A 15,043-nucleotide genomic window follows, 5' to 3' on the forward strand; every position below is an offset into this window, starting at 1 on the left:
TGCGTCGTATCGGATTGGTCGGCGCGATACTACCTACTAGTTGATAGGCAATCAAGGCAAACAAAACGGGGCGAGCGCCCCGTTTCCGATCAAGTGCTCCTGCGAACCTCTCAGAAGTGCAGTTCCATCTGGAACATCGGCGCCGTGGTCTTGATGCCCGGCTTCTGGTCGCCATTGGCGAAGGCATGGTTGCCGAACTTGTTGCGCCAGTATTCGTAACCCACGCCCATCAGGAAAGTGTTCTTCTTGCCCCAGGCCATCTGGCCGACGTCGACCATCAGCGAAGTGCGCATCAAGGTTTCGGTCTTGGTCTCGACGCCGGCGTAGTCCTTGCCCTTTTCGCTGTTGACGTTGATGAAGCCCTGGAACTTCAGCGGCACCGGACCGGCGTTGAAGGGGATGCCCCAGGCCGCGCTCAGGATCCATTGCGGGTCGAAAGTGATGTCGCTCTTCGGGCAGGCCGGCGAGCCGAGGCCGCAGTGGTTCCATTCCTTGCCGTACAGCAGGCTGACGTCGAGGAAGCCCGGCACGTCGAACTTCAGCGTCGGGCCGATGACCAGCAGGCGCTTGCGCGGCGCGAAGGTGGTGTTCTTGGTGTTGAGGTCGAAACCGGCGGTCAGCGCGACTTCCTTGACCGGGCCGAAGGCGAGGCTCCGGTCGAAGATCTTGCTCAGATGGAACTGGTGACGGTAGGTCAGGTAGAACTCGGTGGCGCCGTTGCTGCCGTTGCGCGTCGTCGGATCCTTGTCGTCGGACTGGAAGACGTCGAGGTTCACGAAATGCTGCCCGATCGAATGGCCGCTGGCATGGGTGAGCTGCAGCACATGCTTGCGCACCTTCTCGGTGTTGTTGGGCTCGCGGAAGTCGGTACCGTAGCGATAGCCGATGAAGGTGTCGCTCCAGGTCGCCGCCTGGGCGACGGCCGGCAGGGCGGCGAAGGCACAGACGATGGCGAGCGTCTTGCCGCGAGGGTGTCTCTTTATCATTTTTTGGCTCCGGGGAAAGCTGCGGGTGGCAGGAAAAAGAAGCGGAACGGGATATCGGGCAAATCGATGGCAAACAGGCCGGCGAACGACTTTGCGTGCGCTTTTTTCAAGTTAACAGCACACTTCGCGTACGGAAATCACACAGCCGTGATAGCGCGCATCAGACTTGCCTGATACCGTGCATCCTGCTGCGATGCACAAATCATGCCAATCGCACATGCAGTATGCGCTTGTACTGCCACCCACAGGACGAAGCACCCCTGTCGAGGGAATTTCCCACAGCCACGCAACTCGATAGACGTGTATGGTGTCGGGGCTTTTTCGACCGCAAGGCGCGCGAACCCAGGTTCGGAACGCAGCGCAGCCATAAGGAGGAAACACCATGAATGCGACCGCCGCCGACTCCCTGCCGAGCGAAGCCGAGATTCGCCAGGCCCCCGCCGACGACTACATGTCCGCCCGGCAACTGGCTTTCTTCCGCGCCCTGCTCGAACGCGAGCGCGACGCGCTGCTGGAGTCCGCCCACCGCACCACCCTGCACCTGCAGGAGTTCGAGAGCACGCCCGACCCGTCCGACCGCGCCTCGCTCGAAGAAGACCACACCCTGGAACTGCGCGTGCGCGACCGCGAACGCAAGCTGCTGCACAAGATCGACGAGGCCCTGGCCCGCATCGACAACGGCAGCTACGGCTGGTGCGAGGACACCGGCGAACCGATCGGCATTCCCCGCCTGCTGGCGCGGCCGACCGCCACGCTGAGCGTCGAGGCGCAGGAAATCCACGAGGCACGGCGCAAGATGCAGGGTGGCTGAAGACCGCTCAGGGACGTGCCAGCCGCGCGAACTGGGCAACCGCGGCGGTCCGCGTTTCCACCCCGAGCTTCTCGTAGATGTGCTCGAGATGCTTGTTGACGGTGCGCGGGCTCATGTCGAGGATTTCCGCCACGTCGCGGTTGGTCTTGCCGCGCGCCACCCACTCCAGCACGTCCATTTCGCGCGGAGTCAGCGGATTCGGCAGCAGGCCCGGTGACGCACTTTCCGCCGGCGCCTCGCTGCCGCGGGCGCTGATCGCGGCATTCATTTCTCGTGCGACACGCAGATGGGCCCGTAGCCGGGCGACCAGCTCGTCGGGTACCACAGGCTTCACCAGGTAGTCGATGCCGCCGGCCGACAGGCCTTCGACCAGGCGCTCGGTTTCCGCCAGCCCGGTCATGAAGATCACCGGCACGGTGCGCATGCCCGATACCTGCTTGAGCCGGCGGCAGGTCTCGAAACCATCCATGCCCGGCATGCAGGCATCGAGCAGCACCGCGTCGGGGATCACGCGCTCGACCCGCTTCAGCGCAGTGGCGCCGTCGGTCGCCACCAGCACGGTGTAGCCGGCATCGTCGAGCGCCTCGGCGATCATGCGCACGGTGTCGGGCGCATCGTCGATCAGCAGCACGACCGCGCGCTCACGCGCAATGGCATTCGTCTCAGTCATCGGCAGCCTCATCCAGCACTCGAAGCAGGGAATCGAAGCGCAGCGCCATCGTCATCTCGCGCAGCGAGGCCAGCGGCACCTGCAGCTCCGGATGCAGCACCTCGAGTTCGTCGAGGCGGCGGACCAAGCCCTGCAGGTGGCCCAGATCGGCCAGGTCGCGCAGCTCGGCACGGACGCGTGCGGACAGTCCCGACAGCCCGGAGTCAGGTGCCGCAGAGAGGAGACCAGTGACCGCCAGCAAGGCATCGCCGGCCACTCCCATGCTCCGCTGCAGTGCATGCGGCACCGGCGAAGGCACCGGCAAGGTATGCCCGACGCCCGCGCCGGCCTCTCCGCCCGCCTGGGCGTCCGCATAGATCCAGTTCAGCCCCAGCCAGGCGCTCAGGCATGCAAAGAGTTCGGTTTCCAGCACCGGCTTGACGATGAAGTCATCGCAGCCTGCCGCCTCGCGCCGCTGCGGCAGGTTCTCGTAGGCATTGGCCGACACCATCACGATCGGCATGCCGTGACCGGTATCGCGCAGCCGGCGGCACAGCGTCCAGCCATCGAGCGCCGGCATCGACACATCGAGGAAGACCAAGTCGGGCTGCAAGCTGCCGAGCAGGCCCGGCACTTCGTCCGGATGCCGGCATTCATGCACCAGGAAGCCGCGCGGCCGCAGCATGTCGGCGATCAGCCGGCTCTGGCCGGGCTGGTCATCCACCACCAGCAGGCAGCGGCGGCGGCCGGCATAGCCGCGGATCTCGCGCTCGGGCCGCAGCGCCAGCTTCGGCCGGGCAACGCGCGGCAGGTGAAGCTTGACGCGGAACACGCTGCCGCGCCCCGGCGTGCTGCTGACGGTGAGATGGCCGCCGGCGAGTTCGACCAGCAGGCGGGTGATCGTCAGCCCCAGGCCCGTGCCGGGTACGCTGGCCACGCCAGCACCGGCGCCACGCTCGAAGGGCAGGAAGATGCGCTCCATGTCCTCCTGCGCGATGCCGCAGCCGGTGTCGCAGATCTCGAACACCGCGGTCTCGCTTCGCCAGGCGATCTTCAGCCGCACTTCGCCGCGCTCGGTGTAGCGCACCGCGTTTGCCAGCAGGTTGATCAGGATCTGGCGCAAGCGGCCGGTGTCGCCCTGCACCACTTCGGGCATGCCGTCGCTGAACTCGGAGCGGAAATCCAGCCCCTTCCTTACCGCTTCGAGGCGGAACATCTTTTCGATGTGGGCGAGGAATTCGCCGAAGCGGATCTCCTCGCGCCTGAACTGCAGGCGGCCGGCCTCGATGCTGGCGATGTCGAGCAGGCCGTCGATCAGCCCCAGCAGGTGTTCGCCGCTGCGCTGGATGGTGGAGATCGCGTCGCGCCGCCGGCGCGGCAGGTCGGTGTCGCGCAGCATGATCTGGCAGTAGCCGAGAATGGTATTGAGCGGCGTGCGCAGCTCGTGGCTGATGCCGCGCACGTAGCGGCTCTTGGCCGCATTGGCGGCCTCGGCGTCTTCCTTGGCCTGCTGCAGCTTGGCGTCGGTGTCGCGGTGGGCCTCGATCTCGCGCAGCAGCAACTGGTTCTGGCGCTCGGACTCCTCCTGCGCCACCCGCCGGCTCTCATTGACCAGCACCAGCCACCAGATGCCCAGCGCGGCGAGCAACACCAGCACCGCGAAGATGCGCACGAAGGCGATGCCGAGATCGGTTTCGCCGGCCTCGGCGGCGATCAGCTCCTGCTGGTAGACCAGCGCCACCACCGCGGCCAGCACCAAGCTGCAGACCGAGAACACCAGCAGGAACTGCCCCACCCGCCGCGCCACCCGCGCCGAAGCCGGCGACGGCATCCAGCCTGCCATCCGCGCCGCCAGGCGCCCGAACAAGCCAGGTGCCGGCTTGCAGCGGTCGCGGCAGCGCGCATCCAGCGTGCAGCACAGCGAGCAGATCGCGCCGCCGTAGGCCGGGCACTGCGCCATGTCCTCGGACTCGAAGCGGTTTTCGCACACCACGCAGCGCAGTTGCTGCGCCGGCCGCCACTGCGTTTCGCGCGGCCGGGCGAGGTAATAACGGCCGCCGGTGGCCCAGGCGATCAGCGGCGCCAGCACGAAGGCGGTGCCGAGCGAGATGAAGGGCGCGAAAGCCTGCGCCGCGGCGCCCAGATGGCCGCCGAAGGCGACGATGCCGAGCACCGAACCGGCCAGCATCGAACCGACGCCCACCGGATTGATGTCGTACAGGTAGGCGCGCTTGAACTCGATGTGGCGCGGCGACAGGCCGAGCGGCTTGTTGACGACGAGGTCCGCCACCACCGCGCCGATCCAGGCCACCGCCACGCTGGCATACACGCCGAGCACCTGCTCCAGCGCCTCGAACACCCCCAGCAGCATCAGCATCAAAGCGATCAGCACGTTGAAGATCAGCCATACCACCCGCCCGGGATGGCTGTGGGTCAGGCGCGAGAAGAAGTTCGACCAGGCCAGCGAACCGGCATAGGCATTGGTGACGTTGATCTTGACCTGGCAGATGATGACGAAGATGCAGGCCAGCGCCACCGCGGCGCGCGGATCGTCCACGACGTGGCCGAAGCCGGCCAGGTACATCTGCGTCGGCTGCAAGGCCTTGTCCGGCGGCACCATCGCCTGCAGCGCGACGAAGGCGAGGAAAGCGCCGCCCAGCATCTTCAGCGCGCCGGGGATGATCCAGCCCGGCCCGGCGGCGATCACCGACGCCCACCAGCGCAGCGTGTTGCGCCTGCCCGGCGGCGGCAGGAAGCGCAGGAAGTCGACCTGCTCGCCGATCTGCGAGATCAGCGCCACCGCCACGGTACAGCCGGCCCCGACCGCCAGCCAGTCGAAGCTGTTGCCGTGGCGGCCGCCGAATTCGGTGAAGGCCGCGTACAGCTCGGGCTCGCGCACCAGCATGAAGAAGAAGGGCGTCAGCAGCAGCACGACGAACACCGGCTGGGTCCACGCCTGCAGGCGGCTGATCCAGGTGATGCCGTGCGTCACCAGCGGAATCACCACCAGCGAACTGAGCAGATAGCCCCACTGCAGCGGCAGGCCGAACCACAGTTCCAGCGCTAGCGCCATGATCGCCGCCTCGATGGCGAAGAAGATGAAGGTGAAGGAAGCGTAGATCAGCGAGGTGATGGTCGAACCGATATAGCCGAAGCCGGCGCCGCGCGTCAGCAGGTCCATGTCCAGCGCCTCGCGCGCGGCGTAGTAGCTGATCGGCAGGCCGGTGAGGAAGATCACCAGCGCCACCAGGCCGATCGCCCATACCGCGTTGGTGAAGCCCCAGTTCAGCGCGATGGTGCCGCCGATCGCCTCCAGCGCGAGGAAGGACACCGCGCCGAGCGCGGTATTGGCGATGCGCGAGAACGACCACTTGCGGAAGCCGAGCGGCGCATAACGCAGGGCGTAGTCCTCCAGCGTCTCGTCCGCGACCCAGGCGTTGTACTCGCGGCGGATGGGGAGAATGCGCTGGGTGGCGGGAGCGGTCACGGCGATAGGCGGCGAGTGAAAAAAAGATCGGGACAATCCCGGGGTTCAGCAAAAGGCGTTCCCGTACGGCACACGGGCCCCGGGGACGGCACCGCGGCCCTCCACGGTTCGCAGCGCGCGCCGGTTCGCACCGTGTCGGCGCATCCAGCCCGTGCCCACGCACCAGCATGGGAGATGAATGCTCGCGCGGCGCCTGTGCGCTGCACAAAACCATAGCGCCGCCGCCTGCGCATCCCCATACGTCGTTTGACGTATTCGCCGCATCGCGCCCGATGGGTAGTTTGTGCACCGCAGCGAGACGCTGATCCGTCCCGCCTCCCGCACCGCCGCCCACCCATCAAGGAGCGATCCATGTCCGACCAGCACCTGCCCTCCTCCCCGCGCCGCAAGTTCATGCTCGGCGCCGCAGCCCTCCCGCTCGCCCTGGCGATGTCTCGCATCGGCCATGCCGCCGCGCTGCCCACCGCCCAGGTCAACACCACCGGCCTGGCCATCACCGACACCGAAGTCGTGGTCGGCCAGCTGCACTCGGCCACCGGCACCATGGCGATCTCCGAGACCGGCTCGATCCAGGCCGAACAGCTCGCCATCGACCAGATCAACGCGATGGGCGGCATCCTCGGCCGCAAGATCCGCGTCATCAAGGAAGACGGCGCCTCCGACTGGCCGACCTTCGCCGAGAAGTCGCGCAAGCTGCTGGTCAACGACAAGGTCGCCACCGTGTTCGGCTGCTGGACCTCGGCCTCGCGCAAGGCGGTGCTGCCGATCTTCGAGAAGGAAAACGGCCTGCTCTACTACCCGACCTTCTACGAAGGCCTGGAGCAGTCGAAGAACGTCATCTACACCGGCCAGGAAGCCACCCAGCAGATCCTCTACGGCCTCGACTGGGCCAAGCAGGAAAAGAGAGCCAAGACCTTCTTCCTGATCGGCTCCGACTACATCTGGCCGCGCACCTCGATGAAGATCGCGCGCAAGCACGTCGAGGCCTTCCAGGGCGGCAAGATCGTCGGCGAGGAGTACTACCCGCTCGGCCACACCAACTTCAACTCACTGATCAACAAGATCAAGATCGCCAAGCCGGACTGCATCTTCGCCGCGGTGGTGGGCGGTTCGAACGTGGCCTTCTACAAGCAGCTGAAGGCGGCCGGCATCACCGGCGCGAAGCAGTTCCTGCTGACGCTGTCGGTGACCGAGGACGAGATGCTGGGCGTCGGCGGCGAAAACTTCGCCGGCTTCTATTCCTCGATGAAGTACTTCCAGTCGCTCGACAACGCCAACAACAAGGCCTTCGTCGAAGCCTTCAAGAAGGCCTACGGGCCGAAGGCGGTGATCGGCGACGTCACCCAGGCCGCCTATCTCGGCCCCTGGCTGTGGAAGGCGGCGGTCGAGAAGGCGGGCAGCTTCGACGTCGACAAGGTCGTCGCCGCCTCGCCGGGCATCGAGCTGCCGACCGCGCCCGAAGGCTACGTGAAGATCCACGAGAACCACCACCTGTACAGCAAGGCCCGCATCGCCGAAGGCCAGCCCGACGGCAGCTTCAAGGTGGTGGCGGAATCGCCCGAGCTGATGGTGCCGGACCCCTTCCCCAAGGGCTACCAGTAAGCCCCGCCGGCCGCCGCGCCGCTCACGGCGCGGCGGCGCTGCCCCGTCCGACTTTCCCCGGAGAAGCGCCATGTCCTTCGACGAAATCTACAACATCACCCTGATGCAGGGTTTTGCCGGCCTGAGCCTGTTCGCGGTGCTGCTGCTGATGGGGCTGGGCCTGGCGATCATCTTCGGCCAGATGGGCGTCATCAACATGGCGCACGGCGAGTTCATGACCATCGGCGCCTACACCATCTTCCTGCTGTCGACGCTGACCGAAAGCTACGCGCCGGGACTGATGCAGGCCTATTTCCCCTTCGCCATCGTCTGCGCCTTCATCGTCGCCTTCATCTTCGGCTGGCTGGCGGAATGGGCGCTGATCCGGCACCTGTACAAGCGCCCGCTCGACACCCTGCTCGCCACCTGGGGCCTGTCGCTGGCGATGCAGCAGGCCTTCCGCACCCTGATCGGGCCGAAGGAAGTCAGCCCCACGCTGCCCGACTGGCTGATGGGTTCGTGGGAAGTCACCGAAGGCCTCGACATCCCGATCAACGGCATGTTCGTGCTCGCCCTCACCGTGCTCGTCACCGGCGGCGTGCTGCTGGCGCTGTACAAGTCGCGCTGGGGCCTGCGCGTGCGCGCCACCGTCGCCAACCGCGCCATGGCCAACGCCACCGGCATCAACACCACGCGCACCGACCGCGTCACCTTCGCCATCGGCTGCGGCATCGCCGGCGTCGCCGGCGCGGCCTTCACCACCATCGGCTCGACCGGCCCGACCAGCGGCTCGCTGTACATCGTCGATGCCTTCCTGGTGGTGACCTTCGGCGGCGCCGCCAGCCTGTGGGGCACCGTGGTGTCGGCCTTCGGCATCGCCCAGACCCAGTCGATCTCGGAGTTCTTCCTGTCCGGCTCGATGGCCAAGGTGCTGACCCTGCTGCTGATCGTGACCATCCTGATGCTGCGCCCGCAAGGCCTGTTCGCATCCAAGGTGCGCCGCTGATCCGGCGCCCCGACACACGAGAACCCACGGAGAGCCAATCATGGATGCACTCAAAACCCGGCTGGATCGCAGCGGCCTCGCCAGCATCGCGATCCTCGCCGTCCTGCTGCTGGTGGTGTTCCCGCTGGCGATGGACAGCTTCCGCCTGAACCTGGTCGGCAAGTACCTGACCTACGGCTTCGTCGCCATCGGCCTGGTGATGCTGTGGGGCTACGGCGGCGTGCTGAGCCTGGGCCAGGGCGTGTTCTTCGGCCTCGGCGGCTACGCGATGGCGATGTTCCTGAAGCTGGAAGCGTCCGACCCGCAAAGCACCGCCATCCAGTCGACGCCGGGCATCCCCGACTTCATGGACTGGAACCAGCTCACCGCACTGCCGCTGTGGTGGGAGCCGTTCAACTCCTTCGGCTTCACGCTGTTCGCGGTGGTGGCGGTGCCGGTGCTGCTGGCCTTCGTCATCAGCTACGCGATGTTCAAGCGCCGCGTCGGCGGGGTGTATTTCGCCATCATCACCCAGGCGGTGGCGCTGATCCTGACCGTGCTGATCATCGGCCAGCAGGGCTACACCGGCGGCGTCAACGGCATGACCGACCTCAAGACCCTGCTCGGCTGGGACATCCGCAGCGACGAAGCCAAGACCGTGCTGTATTTCGTCACGACCGCGCTGCTGCTCGCCGCCGTGCTGCTGTGCCGCTGGATCCAGCTCAGCAAGCTCGGCACGCTGCTGCTGGCGATGCGCGACAAGGAAGACCGCGTGCGCTTCTCGGGCTACGACGTGTCGATGTTCAAGGTCTTCGCCTTCTGCCTGGCGGCGGCGCTGTCGGCGATCGGCGGCGCGATGTTCACGCTGCAGGTCGGCTTCATGTCGCCGACGCTGATCGGCATCGTGCCCTCGATCGAGATGGTGATCTTCGCCGCGGTCGGCGGGCGCATGAGCCTGGTCGGCGCGGTGTATGGCGCGCTGCTGGTCAATTTCGGCAAGACCTATTTCTCCGAGACCTTCCCCGACCTGTGGCTGTTCCTGATGGCCGCGCTGTTCATCGGCGTCGTCATGGCCTTCCCCAACGGCCTCGCCGGCCTGTACGAGAGCCACGTCAAGCCCTGGCTGGCGCGGCGCAAGGGCGGTGCCGCCGAGGCCGGCGAACCGCCGGCCGGCACGCCGGGCGAAGCCGGCCAGCAGGCTGCCGCCCCGATCGCATCGCCCGCGGCCTCACATTCCACGCCCGCGGTCGCCGCCGACCCCGGCCTGGGCATCGGCACCAAGGTCAGCGGCCAGTCGGCCTGACGGCACAGGGAGACAGACATCATGAGCAACACCGACTTCGTCCTCGCGGTGGAAGACCTGACGGTCTCCTTCGACGGCTTCAAGGCCATCGACAGCCTCAACCTCTACGTCGATCGCGGCGAGCTGCGCGTGGTCATCGGCCCCAACGGCGCCGGCAAGACCACGCTGCTCGACCTCATCTGCGGCAAGACCAAGGCCTCGGCCGGCAGCATCAAGTTCAAGAACCAGGAGATGACCCGGCTACCCGAGCACATGATCGTGCGCGCCGGCATCGGGCGGAAGTTCCAGACCCCGTCGATCTACGAAAACCTCAGCGTGTTCAAGAACCTGGAAGTGTCCTACCCACGCGGCCGCGGCGTGTTCGGCGCGCTCGGCTTCAAGTGCGACGAGGAAGTGAAGGCCAAGGTCGACGAGATCGCCGCCATGATCGGCCTCGCCGACCGCCTGGACCTGGAAGCCGGCCTGCTGTCGCACGGCCAGAAGCAGTGGCTGGAGATCGGCATGCTGCTGATGCAGGACCCCGAGCTGCTGATGCTCGACGAGCCGATCGCCGGCATGAGCGCGCGCGAGCGCGAACTGACCGCCGAGCTGCTGAACCGCATCTGCCGGAACCGCTCGGTGATCGTCATCGAGCACGACATGGAATTCGTCGCCCGCATCGCCCACAAGGTCACGGTCATGCACCAGGGCAGGATCCTCGCCGAAGGGCCGATGGACAAGGTGCAGGCCGATCCCAAGGTCATCGACGTCTACCTGGGCCACTGATTGCGGCCACGCCCCCACTGGAGAACACCATGCTCAAGGTATCCAACCTCGTCGTCAACTACGGCCAGAGCGAGGCCCTGCACGGCATCTCGTTCGCCGCGCAACGCAATGAAGCCGTCGCCATCATGGGCCGCAACGGCATGGGCAAGACCACCTTGTTCAAGTCGCTGATGGGCGTGCTGCCGCTCAGGTCCGGCAGCGTCGAGGTCGACGGCGTCGAAGTCGGCAAGGACGAAAGCTACCGCCGCGTCGCCAAGGGCATCGCCTACGTGCCGCAGGGCCGGATGATCTTCCCCACCCTCACGGTGCAGGAAAACGTCGAGACCGGGCTGGAGAACGCCAGGGTCAAGAAAGTGCCCGAGGAAATCTACGCCCTGTTCCCGGTGCTGTGGGACATGCGCCGGCGCAAGGGCGGCAACCTGTCCGGCGGCCAGCAGCAGCAACTGGCGATCGCCCGCGCACTCGTCACCGAGCCCAAGGTGCTGCTGCTCGACGAGCCCACCGAGGGAATCCAGCCCTCGATCATCAAGGACATCGCGAAGGCGCTGAACGAGATCCGCAAGATCCGCCAGATCACCATCGTCGTGTCCGAGCAGGTTCTGTCCTTCGCGATGGACGTGGCCGACCGCCTGTTCGTCATCGAAGGCGGACGCCTCGTCCATGAAAGCGCGCGCGCAGACACCGACGAAGCCCACATCAAGCAGTTCCTCTCCGTGTAACCCATCCAAGAAAGAGGTGTGCCATGCCTGAAACCCTGATCAAGGTCGATCTGAAGCAGTCCCCCTACGAAAACGAGATGGTGCACAACCGCTGGCACCCGGACATCCCGATGGCGTGCTGGGTCAAGCCGGGCGACGACTTCGTGCTCGAAACCTACGACTGGACCGGCGGCGCGATCAAGAACGACGACGATGCGTCCGACGTGCGCGACGTCGACCTGTCGACGGTGCATTTCCTGTCCGGCCCGGTCGGCGTCGAAGGCGCCGAGCCCGGCGACCTGCTGGTGGTCGACCTGCTCGACATCGGCGCCAAGGACGAGAGCCTGTGGGGCTTCAACGGCTTCTTCTCCAAGACCAACGGCGGCGGCTTCCTGACCGAGCACTTCCCCCACGCGCAGAAGTCGATCTGGGACTTCGAAGGCATGTTCTCAAGAGCCGCCACATCCCCGGCGTGCGCTTCGCCGGCCTGATCCACCCCGGCCTGATCGGCTGCCTGCCCGACCAGAAGATGCTCGACACCTGGAACGAGCGCGAAGTGGATTTCATCGCCACCCAGCCCGACCGCGTGCCGCCGCTGGCCAACCCGCCGGCGCCCAGGACCGCGCACATGGGCAAGCTCAAGGGCGAGGCGCGCGACAAGGCCGCCGCCGAAGGCGCCCGCACCGTGCCGCCGCGCGAACACGGCGGCAACTGCGACATCAAGGACTTGTCGCGCGGCGCGCGGGTGTTCTTCCCGGTCTACGTCAAGGGCGCCGGCCTGTCGGTGGGCGACCTGCACTTCTCCCAGGGCGACGGCGAGATCACCTTCTGCGGCGCCATCGAGATGGCCGGCTGGGTGCACATGCGCGTCAGCCTGATCAAGGACGGCATGGCCAAGTACGGCATCAAGAACCCGATCTTCAAGCCCAGCCCGATCACGCCGAGCTACAAGGACTACGTCATCTTCGAAGGCATCTCGGTCGATGAGCAGGGCAAGCAGCACTACCTCGACGTGCATGTGGCCTACCGCCAGGCCTGCCTCAACGCCATCGAGTACCTGAAGAAGTTCGGCTACTCCGGCGCCCAGGCCTACTCCATCCTCGGCACCGCGCCGGTGCAAGGGCACATCAGCGGCGTGGTCGACATCCCCAACGCCTGCGCCACGCTGTGGCTGCCGACCGAGATCTTCGAGTTCGACATCAACCCGAGTGCCGCCGGCCCGACCAAGTTCATCGACGGCGCCGTCGACATGCCGATCGCCTACGACAAGACCTGAGCACCACACGCCGGACGGACCGCCGCCCCAACGCGGCGGCCCGTCCCGGGAGCACACCATGCCGACCTACGAATACTTCTGCGAAGACTGCGGCGACTTCTCCGCGCTGCGCCCGATGAGCGCACGCAACGAAGCCTGCCCCTGCCCCCGCTGCGGCACCGCCGCCTACCGCGTGCTGCTGAGCGCCCCCACGCTGGCCACCCTGGACAGTGCCAGCCGCAGCGCCCACGCCACCAACGAACGCGCCGCCCACGCACCGATGACCAGCGCCGAATACGCCACCCGCCACAAGCACGGGCCGGGCTGCGGCTGCTGCGGCGGCAAGCCCTCGAAAGCCACGCTGCGTGCCCCCGACGGCTCGAAAGCCTTCCCGACCAAGCGGCCGTGGATGATCAGCCACTGAGACAAATTAGAGCCAGGAGGAAGACAAACGAAGCATAAATAAACTCATCAGCTCCAATAACACTCAGCTTGTGCTCTTCAATTTATGAAAAATTGTTATTTTTTTAGGAAGCTGAGCCCTAGTGCTTTTGTTTTTTGATTCATATCGCCAATGTGGAGCTTCCAACGCTTCTCCAAAAATTCCAAAAGTCGTACTCCACGATCAAGAATTTCCTGCGCATCCCATTCTGGCCTTAGAGCAACCTCATTCTCGCTATAGGAGCCAAAACGATAGCCAACCTTTGAATTTTCACCCCCTACTTTTATAGGAAAGGCCTTGTTCCCGAGAGACGAGTTGCGAGGCCGAGCCAAAGGAGAAGATTTCCAAGTGAATTCCTAAGAAGCCTCTTCTGTGTCGGACTGAACCTAGAGAAACGATCTGTCCAATATTTATCCCTAGCTCGCTGAGGATAAATATGCTCAACCGTTTCGTAGTCGACTTCAAAGCTCTCCTGAGAAAACTCTCTCCAATCAATCTTTACACGCCCCGATTTACTCTGCACCAGCAGCTCACACTCATACTCAAAAAGAAAATACTTAATCGTTTTCCATCCGTAATAACCTCCACCCCCTTTTACCCAGTCGTGCAAAGACTCGGAAAGTGAGTTTTCCTTCAACATCTCACTCGTCAAATTAGTCAACTGGCTAATGAGTTCATCCGTACTCATATGCCCAGACACATACTTCAAAAAATACTCTGGAGCCCAGGATCGCAGCGAATAGGCATAAGGCGCCCTTGCCCCAAGCAATACAATAAAATTGTAGCGTTCAAAACTCTCAAGAAATACCACTCGTTTATCTGACTTTGACTCCTTCCGATAAACAGCCATCAACAAAGCTGATGGACTATAACCTAACAGCCTGTTGATTCTCTCTAGCCAAATCTGCTCAACCTCAGGATACCCAGACTCTGCTGGAGTACTCAATTTATAATACAACTCTACGCTCTTCTTAATCTCCTGAGAAAATTCATACAGAAACTCCCGTGTCAAATCTGGAAGCCCCACCTTTTTCTCATATTTCCCATTAAGGCGCTTTGGTGTAAAAAGATCATTCAACAAAAATCTACCAAAATACTCTATAGCCATCTCATATCGCCGCTTTGACTGGGAACGCTCTTCATCGTCGTGCTCAGGCAATCTCGCCAAACTTGTCAAATAGTAATGCGACAAATGAGTCTTCAGAAAAACATCATCATTTAGCGGCCGACCATCATTCTTTCCTAAATAATGATATGCAGACTTCCATGCATCATTGATATCTCTACGCAATGTTCTTTCACGCCCTTCAGGGGCAGGAATCTTAGTAGAAAGATAGATCAATCTATTTTTCAAAAGCTCAAGCGTGGAAAGCAGCTTCCCACGATTATTCATCGTTTCAAAAGTCACAAAAACATCTATTTCAGACGAAATCTCATAAGCATTAAAAACCAACTGCTGTGTGACTTTCGTAAATAGCTGCTCAACCTCCTCATCCTTCAGTTTTTTGACACGTTCTTGAAAGAATTCTTTTGCATACTGAAGATTCTTTGTATAGATTGTTTGCTCCGGCGGAGAATGAACCTCCGAATCCTCAAGAAATATCTTCGTCTTCAAGAACTCATAACTTGGATTATCCTTAGCATATCCAAATATATAAGATCGTGCCGCATCCTCAGGTTTAGAGTCATATATATACTTGCGACGAACATCCTCGCGTGGAGTGAAATTCAGATGAGCAGGGCGCCCTTGTTCGAGAATTACAGTCAATAAGATCACAACGGTAGTCAATCGCTGCTGTCCATCAACAACAAAATATGGCTTGAAACGCCTTGATTTTATAATCCAAGAATCCTTGTCCCAACTCCGCCATGTATCTTCTGGCACATCTTCAAAGTCAAGACGCCGGTATAGTGTTTAGCATCACCATCGAGTTGTTCAAGATCGAGCCAGAAGTCAGCAAGCTGGTCTGGACCCCATGCGTAACCACGCTGATAATCCGGAATCCGATACAAAGACTCGGTAAAAATTCTTGACACTGTTAGCAATTCAGTTTTCATCAGTTGACTAGCCTGCTAATTGT

Annotated in this window: 12 protein-coding genes and 1 pseudogene; 8 read left to right on the top strand and 5 right to left on the bottom strand. The window is 63.1% G+C overall.

Annotated features, from left to right (window positions below; translation table 11 throughout):
- Positions 1-110 precede the first annotated feature (110 nt).
- A complete protein-coding gene (locus AAFL97_RS19165) occupies positions 111-986 on the bottom strand; it encodes an outer membrane protein OmpK (protein WP_341646276.1) in 876 nt (291 codons plus the stop codon).
- Between the two features lie 382 nt (positions 987-1,368).
- On the opposite strand from AAFL97_RS19165, the gene dksA reads away from it, so the two are divergent.
- Complete coding sequence (dksA, locus tag AAFL97_RS19170) at positions 1,369-1,797, top strand: RNA polymerase-binding protein DksA (protein ID WP_263460558.1); 429 nt, start codon at positions 1,369-1,371, stop codon at positions 1,795-1,797.
- A gap of 7 nt (positions 1,798-1,804) precedes the next feature.
- Here the strand turns inward: dksA and AAFL97_RS19175 are convergent, their stop codons facing one another.
- A complete protein-coding gene (locus tag AAFL97_RS19175) occupies positions 1,805-2,467 on the bottom strand; it encodes a response regulator transcription factor (RefSeq protein ID WP_341646277.1) in 663 nt (220 codons plus the stop codon).
- Positions 2,460-5,933, bottom strand: a complete 3,474-nt coding sequence (locus tag AAFL97_RS19180) for an ATP-binding protein (protein ID WP_341646278.1) — start codon at positions 5,931-5,933, stop codon at positions 2,460-2,462. Before AAFL97_RS19180 ends, AAFL97_RS19175 begins: the two co-directional genes overlap by 8 nt.
- A gap of 351 nt (positions 5,934-6,284) precedes the next feature.
- On the opposite strand from AAFL97_RS19180, the gene urtA reads away from it, so the two are divergent.
- The 7 genes and pseudogenes from urtA to AAFL97_RS19215 all read left to right on the top strand — a co-directional run bounded on the left by urtA (position 6,285) and on the right by AAFL97_RS19215 (position 12,944).
- A complete protein-coding gene (gene urtA / locus AAFL97_RS19185) occupies positions 6,285-7,535 on the top strand; it encodes an urea ABC transporter substrate-binding protein (protein ID WP_341646279.1) in 1,251 nt (416 codons plus the stop codon).
- A 70-nt stretch (positions 7,536-7,605) separates the two neighbouring features.
- Positions 7,606-8,520, top strand: a complete 915-nt coding sequence (gene urtB / locus AAFL97_RS19190) for an urea ABC transporter permease subunit UrtB (protein WP_341646280.1) — start codon at positions 7,606-7,608, stop codon at positions 8,518-8,520.
- A 40-nt stretch (positions 8,521-8,560) separates the two neighbouring features.
- A complete protein-coding gene (gene urtC / locus AAFL97_RS19195; protein WP_341646281.1) occupies positions 8,561-9,802 on the top strand; it encodes an urea ABC transporter permease subunit UrtC in 1,242 nt (413 codons plus the stop codon).
- 21 nt (positions 9,803-9,823) lie between these two features.
- Positions 9,824-10,567 (top strand): urea ABC transporter ATP-binding protein UrtD, encoded by a 744-nt coding sequence (gene urtD / locus AAFL97_RS19200; protein ID WP_341646282.1) that lies wholly within the window; start codon positions 9,824-9,826, stop codon positions 10,565-10,567.
- Between the two features lie 29 nt (positions 10,568-10,596).
- Entirely contained in the window at positions 10,597-11,286 is a 690-nt protein-coding gene (urtE, locus tag AAFL97_RS19205; protein WP_341646283.1) for an urea ABC transporter ATP-binding subunit UrtE, read from the top strand.
- A gap of 77 nt (positions 11,287-11,363) precedes the next feature.
- A pseudogene (gene fmdA, locus AAFL97_RS19210) lies at positions 11,364-12,541 on the top strand (formamidase).
- 58 nt (positions 12,542-12,599) lie between these two features.
- Entirely contained in the window at positions 12,600-12,944 is a 345-nt protein-coding gene (locus AAFL97_RS19215) for an FmdB family zinc ribbon protein (protein ID WP_341646284.1), read from the top strand.
- Positions 12,945-13,245: 301 nt separating this feature from the next.
- On the opposite strand, the gene AAFL97_RS19220 is transcribed toward AAFL97_RS19215, so the two are convergent.
- Both AAFL97_RS19220 and AAFL97_RS19225 read right to left on the bottom strand, forming a co-directional pair.
- Positions 13,246-14,847 (bottom strand): DUF262 domain-containing protein, encoded by a 1,602-nt coding sequence (locus AAFL97_RS19220; protein WP_341646285.1) that lies wholly within the window; start codon positions 14,845-14,847, stop codon positions 13,246-13,248.
- Positions 14,799-15,020 (bottom strand): DUF262 domain-containing protein, encoded by a 222-nt coding sequence (locus tag AAFL97_RS19225; RefSeq protein WP_341646286.1) that lies wholly within the window; start codon positions 15,018-15,020, stop codon positions 14,799-14,801. Before AAFL97_RS19225 ends, AAFL97_RS19220 begins: the two co-directional genes overlap by 49 nt.
- Positions 15,021-15,043: the final 23 nt, after the last annotated feature.

It is taken from the genome of Thauera sp. SDU_THAU2, assembly GCF_038260575.1.
GTDB lineage: Bacteria > Pseudomonadota > Gammaproteobacteria > Burkholderiales > Rhodocyclaceae > Thauera.

Excerpts from the sequence above, each read along its gene's own strand:
- AAFL97_RS19165 (WP_341646276.1), bottom strand. The coding sequence starts at position 986 with ATGATAAAGAGACACCCTCGCGGCAAGACGCTCGCCATCGTCTGTGCC.
- dksA (WP_263460558.1), top strand. The coding sequence starts at position 1,369 with ATGAATGCGACCGCCGCCGACTCCCTGCCGAGCGAAGCCGAGATTCGC.
- AAFL97_RS19175 (WP_341646277.1), bottom strand. The coding sequence starts at position 2,467 with ATGACTGAGACGAATGCCATTGCGCGTGAGCGCGCGGTCGTGCTGCTG.
- urtA (WP_341646279.1), top strand. The coding sequence starts at position 6,285 with ATGTCCGACCAGCACCTGCCCTCCTCCCCGCGCCGCAAGTTCATGCTC.
- urtB (WP_341646280.1), top strand. The coding sequence starts at position 7,606 with ATGTCCTTCGACGAAATCTACAACATCACCCTGATGCAGGGTTTTGCC.
- urtC (WP_341646281.1), top strand. The coding sequence starts at position 8,561 with ATGGATGCACTCAAAACCCGGCTGGATCGCAGCGGCCTCGCCAGCATC.
- urtD (WP_341646282.1), top strand. The coding sequence starts at position 9,824 with ATGAGCAACACCGACTTCGTCCTCGCGGTGGAAGACCTGACGGTCTCC.
- urtE (WP_341646283.1), top strand. The coding sequence starts at position 10,597 with ATGCTCAAGGTATCCAACCTCGTCGTCAACTACGGCCAGAGCGAGGCC.
- AAFL97_RS19215 (WP_341646284.1), top strand. The coding sequence starts at position 12,600 with ATGCCGACCTACGAATACTTCTGCGAAGACTGCGGCGACTTCTCCGCG.
- AAFL97_RS19225 (WP_341646286.1), bottom strand. The coding sequence starts at position 15,020 with ATGAAAACTGAATTGCTAACAGTGTCAAGAATTTTTACCGAGTCTTTG.